Genomic DNA, 13,213 nt, shown 5'->3' with positions numbered 1-13,213 from the left:
CTGTTTAGGAGGTTTCGGCTCGCTCGACTTGCTCGGCGCGGATAGCTTCTTCAGTCATTGCATAGCGCTCGCTGATATATGCCTCGAGCATGCTTTTTTCAACCCGCCACTGATTTCTACCGCCAATCTGAATGGCCTTCAGTTCCCCCGAGCGTACCAGGGCACGAGTCTGGCTGGGAGATATATTAAGAATTTCACCAACGTCGGTCAGGGTGAGAAAGCGCTGTTCAACCATGTCTGGTTCCTTCTGAAACGGGGGAGTAAGTGGGGGACTCTTTGCTTTAGTTTAGTGCATTTTGAACCACCTTGATAGAAGAATCAAGACCTGTGGATAACTTGCTAGATTTTACGTAACCTTGACATAAATTATGCCGAATCTTTGAATTTAATGCTCTGATTAGGGAAACTGCTGTCAACGAGGAAAACTTCCTGACTCAAAGAGGTGTCATGATGGCTCAAGAAAATCTTTCTCCCCGTTTCAGAAAGCCTGGGTTCCGCGACCCTAAGCTGCTGGCGGGCGTCCTAATTATTCTTCTCTCGGTTCTGGGTGTCGTTGGCCTCGTCCGAGCTACCAACCAGACCCAGCCCTACTACGTTGCTAGTAAAGATATTGGTATTGGCGAGAAGATCACGACCGAGAACGTTACAGTTGCACAGATTAAGCTCGGGGATTCAGCCGGTATGTACCTTTCAGCTGAACAGGTAATTGCTGACGGATCAGTCGCTACCCGCCCCATAGCTGCAGGTGAACTTCTCTCATCTCATTCACTGTCCAACGAGGTGAGCGATGGTCGTAGACTTGTTACTTTACTTCTCGATCAGTATGCGGTTGCAGAGTACGTTCCCGGTGACCGGGTAGATATTTGGGTTGCCTACAAAACAGAGGGAACTAACACTTACGGCGATCCCACCGCGATAGCCGAGTCAGCTGAAATCCATTCTGTTACCGCTCAGGAGTCGGTCATCGGAGGTACAGGGCGTTCAGCTGTAGAACTATGGGTACACCAGGAGGTCCTACCCACTGTACTGGGCGCAACAAGCAAGGGAGCCGTGATTAACCTGGTCCCATCGGCTTACGCGGCAGGAGGGAACTAATGCAGATTCCAATTGTTGTTGTTGGCGATGAAGGCGGACGTTTCATCTCTGCAATTGAATCTCAACGTGGACAGGTGAGTGTGGTTCGGCATGTGCACGATATAGGTGAGATGCTGGGGTTAGCACAAAGTGGTCTTGCCCGCGCCGCGCTTATTGTGACCGGGGGAGAAGAACTCACTTTTTCCATGGTCAAATCTCTGCATCACCTCGAGGTCGCAGTTTGCCTTGTCACGGATCGGGGAGAATATCCTGGTATCGAAGGCGTCCACCCGATTGATTCTCTAGCCGATACCGCAGAGATTGTGAGCGAGATAGAAAAGGCACTTGATACTCTACTGACCTCAGAGCCAGACAGCGAGCAGGGCAGCCAGACACAGTACGAAAGCCCTGCGTCCTCCGCCCAGATCAAAACTCCCCAGACAAGGACTGAAGAGGAGCAGGACGCACCTGCCCACTCTCATACGGAAGGGAAAATAGTTGCGGTGTGGGGTCCCTACGGTTCCCCTGGACGCACCACCTTAGCTATCAATCTGGCAGCAGCCTATGCAGAAACAGGGCACTCAGTCTGCCTGGTAGATGCAGATACCTACGGTGCATCCGTCGGAGCGGCGTTAGGTCTTACCGATGACTATTCAAGCCTGGCTCAGCTCTGTCACCACGCAGATCGCGGCGGTCTAAACCGGCAACAGCTTAAAGAGCTCACCCATACCGTCTCGCACCGTTCCCACTACTTCGATATCGTTACCGGCATCAACCGGCCAGACCGCTGGGTCGAGGTGCGTTCAAGTGCTCTCGACCTTGTGCTCAATACACTGGTGGCAACGTACGACCTGGTGGTAATTGATACCTCATTTTGCCTAGAAGAAGACCCAGCCTTGAGCTTTGACGGTCTTACTCCACAGCGAAATGATGCAACTCTTACCAGCTTGACACGAGCCGACCACCTGATAACTGTAGGTTTAGCAGATGTGGTAGGCGTACCACGACTGATCAAAGCCTACGATGCCCTCAAGGCAGCTTTTGCTGCATCCTCTGAAGAGAAAATCAGCATCGTCTTCAACCGTATCCGAACCGAGGCCCTGGGCAACTCAGCTCAGGCCGCCCTTGAACACTCCTGGGAACGGTTCGGCCCCAGCCTACCCATAGCAGTTCAGCTGCCAGAAGACACTGCAACCGCAGATAAAGCTCGACTACAGGGAACAACAGTCTTTGAGGTGGGCCCACAAACAGAGCTAGCCCATCAGCTATATAAACTAGCTCAAACGACTCTAGAGGCTCTTGGGCTAGGAAAACCAGCCTCGTCGCTAGGCCCCGAACAGAGTCTAAGCATGGTAGAAAAGAAGAAGCCCTGGGCGCGCTTTACCCGCCGCCACAGATCCTAATCTGCTCTGTTTATACCCTCAGGAGGCACCATGTCCCTCACCGAAATCCTCATGCGCACAGGTGCCTACGGACCGGGCGATATTGAGTGGCTCCATCTGCTCACCAATGAGTGGCAAATTATTGCAGACACCGGTTATTGCGACCTTATGCTCTGGGCTCCCCACCCCGACACCATCGAGGGCTACTTTTCCCTGTCCCAGCCGCTGCCGGCGTCCGCTGGATTTATCAACCTTGCTCAAATTCGCCCCTCAACTACCCACACCGTTTTTCACACTGACTGGGTGGGTAAAGAACTCAACCCGGCCCTCTGCGAGCGGGCGGTTGCAAGCTGGAACAGCCAAACCCCCAAGACCCTCAACGACGAGCACAACCTCACCGATATCGTCCTTGATACAGAATTTATTCCGCTGATACGCAATGACCGCCCCGTAGCCCTGCTGTCGGTACACCGAGAGAGCCTGGGAACCCGCAAGCGCCAAAAAGCGGAACGGGTCTACCGCGATGTTTCCCACCACCTTCTGCAGATGGTGTCACGCGGCGCCTGGCCCGAGTTTTCTGCTCCGGTAGGAACAGCCCACGGTAACCCCCGGGTGAGCGACGGCCTGGTCATGCTCGATACAGACGGGCGGGTCACTTACGCCTCGCCCAATGCTCTGTCTATCTACAAACGTCTCAACTATTCGGGAGACATGCTCGGCGCGAGCCTACTCGATATCACCCGGGCTCTGCTACCAGCGAGCGAGAAGGCGGACGAAACCCTACCCCTGGTTCTCACCGGTCGGATGCCCTGGCGTGCAGAAATTAAAGCTAACCGCAAGAACGTTACCTTCCGGGCGATTCCGCTACGACACTTCTCTAGGCTGGGAGAGGAACGCTACGGCGCCCTGCTACTCTGCCGCGACGTCACCGAGCTGCGTCGGCGAGAGCAGGAGATGATGTCGAAAGACGCTACTATCCGCGAAATCCATCATCGGGTCAAAAACAACCTTCAAACTGTTTCAGCCCTGCTCCGCCTGCAATCCAGACGTATGACCACACCAGAGGCAAAGGAAGGGCTGGAGCAGGCGATGCGCCGCGTCTCCACCATCGCACTAGTACATGATGCTCTCTCTCAGGGGCTAACTCAGGACGTAGACTTCGATGATCTGATTAGCCGACAGTTTAGGCTTGCTGCTGAGCTTGCGTCACCCGGGCAGCACGTTGCTACCCGAATCAAAGGATCTTTCGGAAAGCTGCCCAGTCAGATAGCCACCCCTCTTGCCCTCGTAATCAATGAGGTTGTGGCTAACGCAGTAGAGCACGGTCTAGCGGGGGAAACAGGCACTGTTACTCTCGGTTGCCAACATTGCTACTCAGAGGGGCAAGAGCACAGCATTATCGTGACGGTCCATGATAGCGGCACGGGAATCAGCGCAGAAAAAATCAGAGAACTAGAGGGAGCTGGCACCGGAACCGGGCTAGGGACTCAAATCGTTAAGACCCTGGTTGCTAGTGAGCTCAACGGCACTATCCACTGGAGTCTTGCCCCAGAAGGTGGAACTTTGGTGACGATTGAAGCCGCCATTCTGTAGCTCAAGGAGCATCACATAAAGATGAGAGGCGAACCGATAAACAGGTCCGCCCCTCATCAAGAACACTTACGTGAGATTGCTGCTACGAAGCCCTGCGGGCTCGAGCGGCACGTCGCTTCATAGCGCGACGTTCATCTTCACTCATACCGCCCCACACGCCAGAATCCTGGCCTGTTTCGATAGCCCACTGCAGGCAGGTATCCATCACAGTGCAGCTGCGGCAGACATTCTTAGCTTCTTCAATCTGAAGAAGGGCGGGCCCGGTGTTTCCTACGGGGAAAAAGAGTTCAGGGTCTTTCTCAAGACAAGCAGCACGGCTACGCCAATCCATTAGCATGCTCTCCTATAGGGTTTACCGGATTAAAGCTGAGGCAAAACGGCTCAGCAACTAACAAAAAAATCTGGCCCCTTTCCTCGAAGGAGCCAAACTTGAACCTCAATAACTTTCCCACGATATGGAGCGTCATACAAGGGGGGTGTGAGCGAAAATCTATGCGCAGGCCTGAGGTAAATGTCACAGGTGGGAGTGTAAAGGGGTGCCGGGGTGAGAGGTGACACTCCCGGGTGCCTATTCTAGATAGGAGACCCTTTCTTAGCGCAAAGAGAAATGAGATAGACGTGGCTTCTTCCCGCATTTCAGCCGTTCCTGTTCCTGTTCCTGTTCCTGTTCCTGTTCCTGTGAAAATTTTGGTTGGGCTAAGCCTCCTTCAGGCCCTGTATCTGGTAGTCACTGCTCTCGTGGGGACTTTCTCTTCGGCTGATATCGGGGGAGCATCAGTTATCGCATCCTTCTACTTCATCATTGCTCTGGCTCTTGCTGTCGGCGCTGTTGCAGTGTGGAAGGCCCAGCGGTTTGGGCAGCCGCTTGTGCTTGTCTGGCAGCTCTTTGCTGTGATCATCGGTGTTCAAACTGCCCTGGGAGGAGATTACCTAGTAGGCCTAACGACGGTAGTTATCAGTGGAGCGGTCATTATGCTACTTTTTACTCGCTCTACTCTTGGATATTTGGCTCCTTCCTCCCGGTAACAGGTTTGTCTAGGGAGGCGGCCTGAAAAGCCACGACGTCGGCGTGGTCAATGATGATTCCCCGCCCTGGCGGGAGTTGACCGTGAGTTTTAAGGTCGAGGGGGAGGCCTACACCCGGGTAGAACGACAGATCTGCGGGGCTGTGCGGGGTAAGGACGATACCGGTAGATGTACCGTTGAGAGCGGCAAGAATCGGTGAGCTGCTCCACCGCGGCCAGGGGGTGTAGGCCACGACAACAGATTCAAATTTGTCTTTCTGGGTCAGTATTGTCTGCTGTATATCGTGGCTGAGTTTATCGAGGTCGTCGATGAGCAGAATGGGACGGATTCTTAGGTTTTCGCTCCTGCCGATAGCTTGATTGATATCTTCTGATGTGGTGCCAGCGCCCGATGAAATAATAATAAAGAAATACTCTGGGTTAGCGTGGACGAATGTATTGAGCAGAGTTGTTTTTCCAGACCCCCGTGGGCCGCTGATACTGATAAACCCTCCTCGTAAAGGTGGGGTGAAGGCCACTGAGCCATCCCTGAGAACACCGCAGGCGAGTGCGCCGGCATGGGGCTTGAACGATGGCGGGAGCGCGCCTACAGGGCAGAGCAAGGGGAGTGGGCGCCAGGAACGTGATTGCTGGTAGGATCTGTTTACCTGGTGATCAATACCTTCCGGGGTACAGACTTTTGGAGGCGCTGGCGGAGTGCCGAGTTCTGCCCACGCAAGCGTGCCTTCCTGCACCTCTCCTTTTGAAGAGTCATAGATAACTTTTCCCTCCACCGCAAACTGTCCACTGCCTGGTAGGGTGTAGTCCCTGTTATGGGAGCGTAAGGGATCATTTTCAACAGCAGACCGAGTCATGAAGGTGTGCTCAAAAAACTGCTGGTACTTACCTCGCACGCCTGTTACCGAAGTGCACAAAACCTGAATCGTTGGTTGATTACCGAGGGTAAGGAGCTGTTGTAGGTGGGGCTCTGCTATAGGGTGCCGCTGGAGCGCGTCTAGCAACGTTTCTAGTGTATCTATGACGAGAAGTTGGCCCGGTTCCGAGGCATCTGCACAGCAACCTAGAAGGTGCTGTATATAGTTGAAATCCTGGTAGGTAAAGACTTCAAATTGCTCCGTGTATTCTTTACCCCAGTTTTCTATCTCTCGTGCACGCTGTTCTGACGGTGTCAGGCATAATACAGCATACCCTTGAGCAAGAGCTTGCAGAAGAGACACTCGAAGCACACGCATCCATTCATTGCTGGCTCCCTGCACTAGAATCGGGCCGTCCTCAGCTGACCAGATTAAGGGGGCCTGAAGCCCTAGCTCTGCTATCTCGTACTGACCCAGTAAGAGGGCAAAAGGACCAGCGGACGCTGGTAATTCCGTGTAGTCAGGAGAAGCAAGCACAGCCGGAACCGGCTGATACGTAGGTAGCTGATGTGCCTCCCGGTAAGCTCGATAGATAGCGGTGTTGGTGGCGTCAAGTTCTGTATCGCTGAGCGGCTGATGGCTAGTGGACTGCTGCGAATCAGATAAGTCGAGCATAAAACGTACTCGACAATATCCTTGGGGATCTTGCCTGTAAAGACCTGTGATTGACGGAGCTTGAAACTCAACCATCTCATTATCGGCACTTCGCAGGAGACCCCGCCCTGGGAAACGGGCGGAGATATGAGAAGCTTCTTCCGAGCCTAGAACGTTATAAGATTCCTGAGCAGAACTGACCCTAAGACACAGCACCGTTGAGATATTTGCCCTGATATCGGGAGAAATTGCTCCCTGCGGGCGCTGGGTAGCTAGGATGAGGTGGTACCCCAGCGACCTGCCAATTGTAGCTATCTTCATCATTTCGCTCATGATGTCTGGGTAATCATCGACAAGCATGCGAAACTCATCGATGCAGATAATTAGTTCCGGAAAATCAGGAGCTGTGCGGGCGTTTCTGCAGAGGCCGATGTAATCGTCATAGGAACTGACGCCCAGCTGTTTCCAGACCTGCTTGCGGTGGGTGAGGTCTGCCCGCAAGAACTTCATGGTGCGCATTAGCTGAGACGCGTCAAGGTCAGAGATGAGCGAAACACAATGGGGCAGAGGTGCTAGAGGGCCTAAACCAGCACCACCTTTGAAATCTATAAGGATGAAAGAAAGACGCTGAGGTGGGTAGCTAAGAGCCGCAGACCACAGTAGAGAGCGAAGAAGTTGGGATTTACCTGAACCTGTAGTCCCTGCACAGAGAAAATGCGGGCCATGATGCACAAGGCCGAGTTTTAGGTCATCGTTACTTTCACAGGCTAGCCCCGCATACAGAAAGATCTCTTCTGCCCATAGGTTCCCCGGTTGGGTACCCTCCGATAGCTCAGGGAGAGCATAAGCAGGTAGCTGAGAAGTATTCGTTGCTGCAACGCTAACTCTCTGGAGAAGAGAGGATGTAGTGACTCTTCCCCAACTCGCCAGGAGAGCACAGTAACGCTCTTCGCTGATTCCGTCTAAAACGACGTCGTGCCAGCTCGTTGACTGAGAAAAGAGCTCTGCAGGCTCTTTATGATGCACTTTGTTGGCTAAGGGAAAGGGGAGAAGCTGTGGAGGTAAGGACGGTGGCAGATAGGAGCACACCAAAAAACCTGTTTCTAAACTACTGAGCTCTGCAAGAGACACCGTGCACACGTTTGCTGATGCAAGAAGCGGGTCCATGAGACGCAAAAACCAAGTAGCCTCCTGCTCATGAACAAGAAGGTAGACCGGCTGATTCTGAGCTAAGAGCTGGCAGAGGGCCAAACGTTGGGTCGGGAGAGGAAGCCCCGGCAGTATCTGCGTAAGTTCTTCTGTGCTTATGACATAAGGGGCTCCCTGGACTTCAGGGAGGCTACCTAGCTCACGTTGCTTGCCCCTAATTCGTACTGGCCGGGTGCCTCGTCCTATCACAAGACCTGTCTCAGCATGTACTTGGTTAGCTCCGCGGTAACGGGCTATAGCTTCCTCTTCCTCCCGAGCAAGCTGCGTTATCTGACGGCGCACAGAGGATCTTTCGCGCCCCTGAGAAAAAGCGTGAAGGCTCATTAAGAGCGAAGATCCACACGCCATGAGAAGAACAAGCCATAGCTGGGTGAACCAGGCAATCACACAGCCCAAAAGGAGAGGAAGAGCCACTGTCGCTGCCAGCAGCAGCTTAGATTTAGGTGCAGGAACTTCAACCTCTTGAACAACAGGGTCACAGTAGGGAGAAGAACTGTACCCCGGCCGATCAACGACAAGGATGCTCCCACCCACTATAAATTTTTCACCTATTTCAAGCTTGTTGCGATACCCCTCACCTACGAAAGAAACACCGCTACCTGTCACCTCTAAGAAGCCCTCAACAGGTGCAAGAGCAGGGTCATCGATTGTGAGCAGGGGAGCCTGCCTACCAAGTTCCCAGCTACCTCGCGATAGTGGGAAATGAGAATGAGAATCCGGGCCATGCACCACACGTAAGGTAAACAGGGCCTTCTCATCAGGTAAAGAAGGATTTGTCAGACCGGGTAAAGAAGATAGAAGTGTGAGCTGAGCGCCACTAACCCAAGGACTATCGCCGGGAATAAGCTCCCTGATGTCTTGGCCCTGAATACCCCAACTGAAATTAGCATTACCCCACGTACTGCAGAGTTCTTTGTGGACGTCTACTCCTGTCGTGCCAGGCGAATACTCAAACTCCACTGTTCGATAAGGCCCCGCCGGTGGCTGCTGGACGTATGTTAAAAGCTTCATAAGGCCAGCAAAGACCTGGAAACCTGCCAATGCAAGGGCACAAAACGAAAAAACAAACTTTGGAAGTTGTTTTGGGTCTCATTGTGGAAAAATCAAGTTTCTCTTCTTGATTTCGCTATTGATATCGAGACCGGGGAATAATCACACGATCTTTCCAGCCTGTTAGCGGGTGGTGATCGACTATATCCGGTACTTTTGTTATTAACTGTGTTTACCCTTCGAGTAAGGGACACACCGAAGTTAAGCTTCTACGCTGTAGTAGCAGAGCACGGTTGCCAGACTCCCCACGATAGCTGTGCAACCCCTAACAAGGAGTAAGTTAAGTGAACGCTGATCTCGTAGTCGTAGGCTCTGGCCTCTTTGGCCTCACCATTGCAGAGCAAGCTGCTACCCAGCTTGGCCTCAAGGTAGCCCTGCTCGACCGCCGCCATCACATCGGCGGTAACGCATACAGTGAAAACGAAGAGAAGACAGGAATCGAAGTTCACCGCTACGGTGCCCACCTCTTCCACACCTCTAACGAACGCGTCTGGGAATACGTCAACCGTTTCACCGGCTTTACCAACTACACCCACCGCGTTTACACCAACCACAACGGTATCGTGTACCCCATGCCCATCAACCTGGGCACTATCAACCAGTTCTTCAACGCCGCCTACTCACCGGCAGAAGCCAAGGCCCTGATTCAGGAACAGGCCGGTGAACTCGCAGGAACCGACCCCAAGAACCTGAACGACAAGGGTATCTCCCTCATCGGGCGTCCGCTCTACGAAGCCTTCATCAAGCACTACACCGCCAAGCAGTGGCAGACCGATCCCGCCGACCTACCCGCGTCCATCATTTCCCGCCTGCCCGTGCGCTACAACTACGACAACCGCTACTTCAACGACAAGTACGAAGGCCTGCCCGTCGACGGCTACACCGCCTGGCTTGAGCGCATGGCAGCCCACCCCAACATCGAAGTTCACCTCAACACCGACTTCTTCGAAGAAGGCCACGAGTATTCACGTTCCAAGGTTCTCGGCCAGGTCCCCGTTGTCTACACCGGCCCCGTAGACCGCTACTTCGACTACGCCGAAGGTGACCTCTCCTGGCGTACCATCGACCTCGAAGAAGAAGTCCTTGATATCGAAGACTTCCAGGGTTGCTCCGTCATGAACTACCCCGACGCAACCCACCCCTTCACCCGCATCCACGAGTTCCGCCACTTCCACCCCGAGCGTGACTACACCAAGGACGCTACCGTCATTCACCGCGAATACTCACGCTTCGCGGAAAAGGGTGACGAACCCTACTACCCCATCAACACCGGTGCTGACCGCGAGATGCTCCTCAAATACCGCGAACTCGCTGGTGGAGAGCAGAACGTGCTCTTCGGCGGACGCCTGGGCACCTACAAGTACCTTGACATGCACATGGCTATCGGTGCTGCACTCTCAATGTTCGATAACAAGCTCCGCTCCCACTTCGAAAAGGGTGAAAAGCTGGTGTCTGGCGGAATCGAGGCATAAAGATGAGCGTAAAAAATATGTCTGAAATGAAAACCCTTCAGCGGGTCATCCTCCCCGAAGCAGTTCAAACCGATGTTATACCTTTGTACATTGACAGCGGTAGTGCTACTGGCGTGCAGCTCCCTACCCGTTTAGACGGAGACGCAGCTAAAACTATTGAGAAGGCAGCTGCACAACAAGAGCTGAAGAATGAAAATTCAATGGGGCCTGCAACGGTGAGCACCGACCTGCTTGGGCGCCGGTCAACTCATCTAGACGCGGGTAAAACTGTTTCATTTGGAACCTACTTCAACGCTTTCCCTGCCTCCTACTGGAGACGGTGGACCGAGCTGAAGTCAGTAACCCTTAGAATCACCACCGAGGGCGCAGGCATGGTTGTGGTGTATAAATCGAATGCCCGCGGTGTAATTCAACGTGTTGATGCCAAAGTGCTTGAAGGTGCAGAAACCGTAACCTTCGATTTGACGCTTGCTCCTTTTGGTGATGGCGGTTGGTACTGGTTTGACCTTACGGCAACCAAGAGTGACCTTACCCTGGTAGAAGCTGACTGGCTCGGTGATATTCAGCCGCGTCTGGGGGAGGCAGGCGGTAAAGCCACCGTACAGATTACAACTATGAATAAGGTGCAGTACTGCATCGACAACATTCGTTCTCTGGGTAATAACCTTGATGCCCTTGAGACCGTAAAAGAGATTCTGATCGTTGACCAGGGTACCGAGAAGGTCCAGGATCATCCGGACTTTGAAGAGGTTGTTGCTCCTCTCGCGGGTAAGTTCCGTATCATTAACCAGGCAAATCTGGGTGGTTCTGGTGGCTTCGCTCGCGGCATGTTTGAGTCAGTAAACAATGGTTCAGATTATGTCATGCTGCTAGATGACGACGTAGTCGTTGAGCCCGAGTCAATTTTGCGTCTCATCACTTTTGCGGATTACTGTAAGAACCCCACTATTGTGGGCGGTCATATGTTCGATATGTACGATCGTTCGGTTCTGCACGCCTTTGGCGAAGTTGTAAACCCCTGGCGTACCTTTTACGATAAACCGCACGAAGACATGTCGCTTGGTCATGACCTCGGTCGAAATAACCTGCGTAGCACCCACTGGATGCACCGTCGAGTAGATGTCGACTATAACGGCTGGTGGATGTGCCTTATCCCGACTGAAGTTATCAATAAGATTGGGCTATCCCTTCCCCTGTTCTTGAAGTGGGATGACGCTGAGTACGGTCTTCGTGCTAAGGAAGCAGGAGTTGCTACGGTGTCGTTCCCTGGAGCAGCTTTGTGGCACGTGTCGTGGCAGGATAAGGACGATTCCGTCGGCTGGCAGGCTTACTTCCATGAGCGTAACCGACTCATTACAGCTTTGATTCATTCTCCCTTTGAAAAGGGCGGATCAGTTCTACGTGAGTCTCTCTTCCTAGATGTTAAGCACGCTCTTTCTATGCAGTACTACACCGAAGAAGGTCGTCTCATGGCTATCGAGGACCTTCTCTCTGGTCCCGATCACCTGCACCCTTCGCTCAGCGAACGTTTGCCCGTAATTCGCGGTAAGGTGAAGGAATTCCAGGACGCCCAGCTGAAATCGAACCTCGATGACTACCCCCAGCCTAAGACAAGTAAACCTCCCTTTAAGGGGCGTCGTAACTTCAGCTCGCCTGGCTACCAGAAGCTGATTCCGTGGACTATTTCTACGGTGGGCCGTCAGCTCTTTAAGCCGGTGGATGATCTAGCGAAAACACATCCTCAGATTCAGCTGAACTACTCAGAGAACCGTTGGTGGACTGTTTCTAAGTTCGATTCGCTTCTTGTTACTAACGCAGAAGGTACCGGTGTTTTCTGGTATCAGCGTGACCCCAAGAAGCTGCGCGAAAATTTGGCTCGTGCTTCGAAACTGCATGCACAGCTGTTTAAAAACTGGGCTGATTTGCGAAACCAGTACCGCTCTGCTGCTGCAGAAGTAGCATCCTATGATGCCTGGGCTAAAACCTTCCAGAAGCATACGGAGTCTGAGCTGACCCGATGAATAAACAAGTAACTCATCCTCTCTCCCCTCCGGGGCATGGCAGAGGGCTCCGTGATGTCTTTCAAAATCGTTACCTTCTAAAGCTGCTTGTCGACAAGGAAATTCAGGTCCGCTACCGCGGATCTGTGCTAGGTATCCTGTGGTCCTATATCAAGCCTGGTGTGCAGTTTGGCGTCTTCTATATTGCGATGGGTCTGTTCCTGGGCCTTGAACGAGGTATGCAGAACTACGCTATCTATCTGTTCTCGGGAATGATTGTTATTAATTTCTTCTCTGAAGGGTTTAGTAACGGTGCCAAGGCAATGGTCGTCAATGGGGCTCTTATTAAGAAGATTTATCTTCCGAGAGAACTTTTTTCAGTCTCTACAATTTGGGTAGCTTTAATTCACTTTGTGCCCCAGATCGCGGTGCTTTTAGTGGCTTGTTTCTTTGCAGGGTGGAGCCCGGATTTGAAGCAGCTGGGTGCTGCACTCGTGGCCATGGTAATCATTATGATTTTTTCTGCAGGGCTTGGACTCATTTTCGGCGTAGCCAATGTGTTCTTCCGAGACTCGGAAAACATTGTGGATATGCTCTTGATGGTTGCCACATGGTTTTCTCCTGTGCTGTATTCATGGACTATGGTGCGCGATACCCTGTACTCGTGGGTTATCACTGTTTATCTGATGAACCCGCTTACAGTTGCTGTTGAGCTCTTCCATTACGCATTCTGGATTCCTACCCTGCCTGAAGAGGCTTTGGCTCTACCTACCTCGCAGATTCCTCCGCATCTTCTTACCCTGTGGGTACCTGTTGCGCTGGGCGTTTCTCTCGTGACCCTGTTCCTCGGCGACTTACTTTTCCGTAAGCTTGAGGGCAACTTTGCCCAGGAGCTCTGAT

The 13,213-nt window shown here is 52.8% G+C and carries 10 protein-coding genes; 7 read left to right on the top strand and 3 right to left on the bottom strand.

The window, feature by feature from the left end; all coding sequences use genetic code 11:
* Nucleotides 1-4 precede the first annotated feature (4 nt).
* Nucleotides 5-235 (bottom strand): helix-turn-helix domain-containing protein, encoded by a 231-nt coding sequence (locus HWU94_RS07180; RefSeq protein WP_185173114.1) that lies wholly within the window; start codon nucleotides 233-235, stop codon nucleotides 5-7.
* 212 nt (nucleotides 236-447) lie between these two features.
* On the opposite strand from HWU94_RS07180, the gene HWU94_RS07175 reads away from it, so the two are divergent.
* Genes HWU94_RS07175 through HWU94_RS07165 form a run of 3 tightly spaced genes read left to right on the top strand, consistent with a single transcriptional unit; the run spans nucleotide 448 to nucleotide 4,049 of the window.
* Nucleotides 448-1,095: an SAF domain-containing protein gene (locus HWU94_RS07175; RefSeq protein ID WP_185173113.1), complete on the top strand. Its 648-nt coding sequence runs from the start codon at nucleotides 448-450 to the stop codon at nucleotides 1,093-1,095.
* Entirely contained in the window at nucleotides 1,095-2,477 is a 1,383-nt protein-coding gene (locus HWU94_RS07170; protein ID WP_185173112.1) for an AAA family ATPase, read from the top strand. The genes HWU94_RS07175 and HWU94_RS07170 overlap by 1 nt, the downstream gene beginning before the upstream one ends.
* 30 nt (nucleotides 2,478-2,507) lie before the next feature.
* The gene (locus tag HWU94_RS07165; protein ID WP_185173111.1) at nucleotides 2,508-4,049 is read left to right on the top strand and encodes a sensor histidine kinase; all 1,542 of its coding nucleotides are present in this window, start codon (nucleotides 2,508-2,510) and stop codon (nucleotides 4,047-4,049) included.
* Nucleotides 4,050-4,131: 82 nt separating this feature from the next.
* Here the strand turns inward: HWU94_RS07165 and HWU94_RS07160 are convergent, their stop codons facing one another.
* Nucleotides 4,132-4,380: a WhiB family transcriptional regulator gene (locus HWU94_RS07160; protein ID WP_135013289.1), complete on the bottom strand. Its 249-nt coding sequence runs from the start codon at nucleotides 4,378-4,380 to the stop codon at nucleotides 4,132-4,134.
* Between the two features lie 233 nt (nucleotides 4,381-4,613).
* Between HWU94_RS07160 and HWU94_RS07155 the strand changes: the two genes are divergently transcribed.
* Nucleotides 4,614-5,075, top strand: coding sequence for a hypothetical protein (locus tag HWU94_RS07155; protein ID WP_185173110.1), 462 nt, complete (start codon nucleotides 4,614-4,616; stop codon nucleotides 5,073-5,075).
* Here the strand turns inward: HWU94_RS07155 and HWU94_RS07150 are convergent.
* Complete coding sequence (locus HWU94_RS07150; protein ID WP_244956069.1) at nucleotides 5,041-7,749, bottom strand: FtsK/SpoIIIE domain-containing protein; 2,709 nt, start codon at nucleotides 7,747-7,749, stop codon at nucleotides 5,041-5,043. The two genes, HWU94_RS07155 and HWU94_RS07150, sit on opposite strands and share 35 nt — an antisense overlap.
* Before the next feature lie 1,376 nt (nucleotides 7,750-9,125).
* Between HWU94_RS07150 and glf the strand changes: the two genes are divergently transcribed.
* The 3 genes from glf to HWU94_RS07135 are packed head-to-tail and all read left to right on the top strand — an operon-like array spanning nucleotide 9,126 to nucleotide 13,212.
* Nucleotides 9,126-10,313 carry a UDP-galactopyranose mutase gene (gene glf, locus HWU94_RS07145; RefSeq protein WP_185173108.1) on the top strand — a complete coding sequence of 396 codons (1,188 nt, stop codon included), beginning with the start codon at nucleotides 9,126-9,128 and terminating at the stop codon, nucleotides 10,311-10,313.
* 17 nt (nucleotides 10,314-10,330) lie between these two features.
* Nucleotides 10,331-12,334, top strand: coding sequence for a glycosyltransferase (locus HWU94_RS07140; RefSeq protein WP_185173107.1), 2,004 nt, complete (start codon nucleotides 10,331-10,333; stop codon nucleotides 12,332-12,334).
* Nucleotides 12,331-13,212, top strand: coding sequence for an ABC transporter permease (locus HWU94_RS07135; protein WP_185173106.1), 882 nt, complete (start codon nucleotides 12,331-12,333; stop codon nucleotides 13,210-13,212). Before HWU94_RS07140 ends, HWU94_RS07135 begins: the two co-directional genes overlap by 4 nt.
* Nucleotide 13,213 lies beyond the last annotated feature (1 nt).

The organism is Rothia nasimurium, from assembly GCF_014217215.1.
In the GTDB taxonomy this organism is placed as follows: Bacteria; Actinomycetota; Actinomycetes; order Actinomycetales; family Micrococcaceae; genus Rothia; species Rothia avistercoris.
The sequence above is the reverse complement of the archived record's forward strand: the minus strand, read 5'-3'. Positions and strand labels throughout refer to the sequence as shown.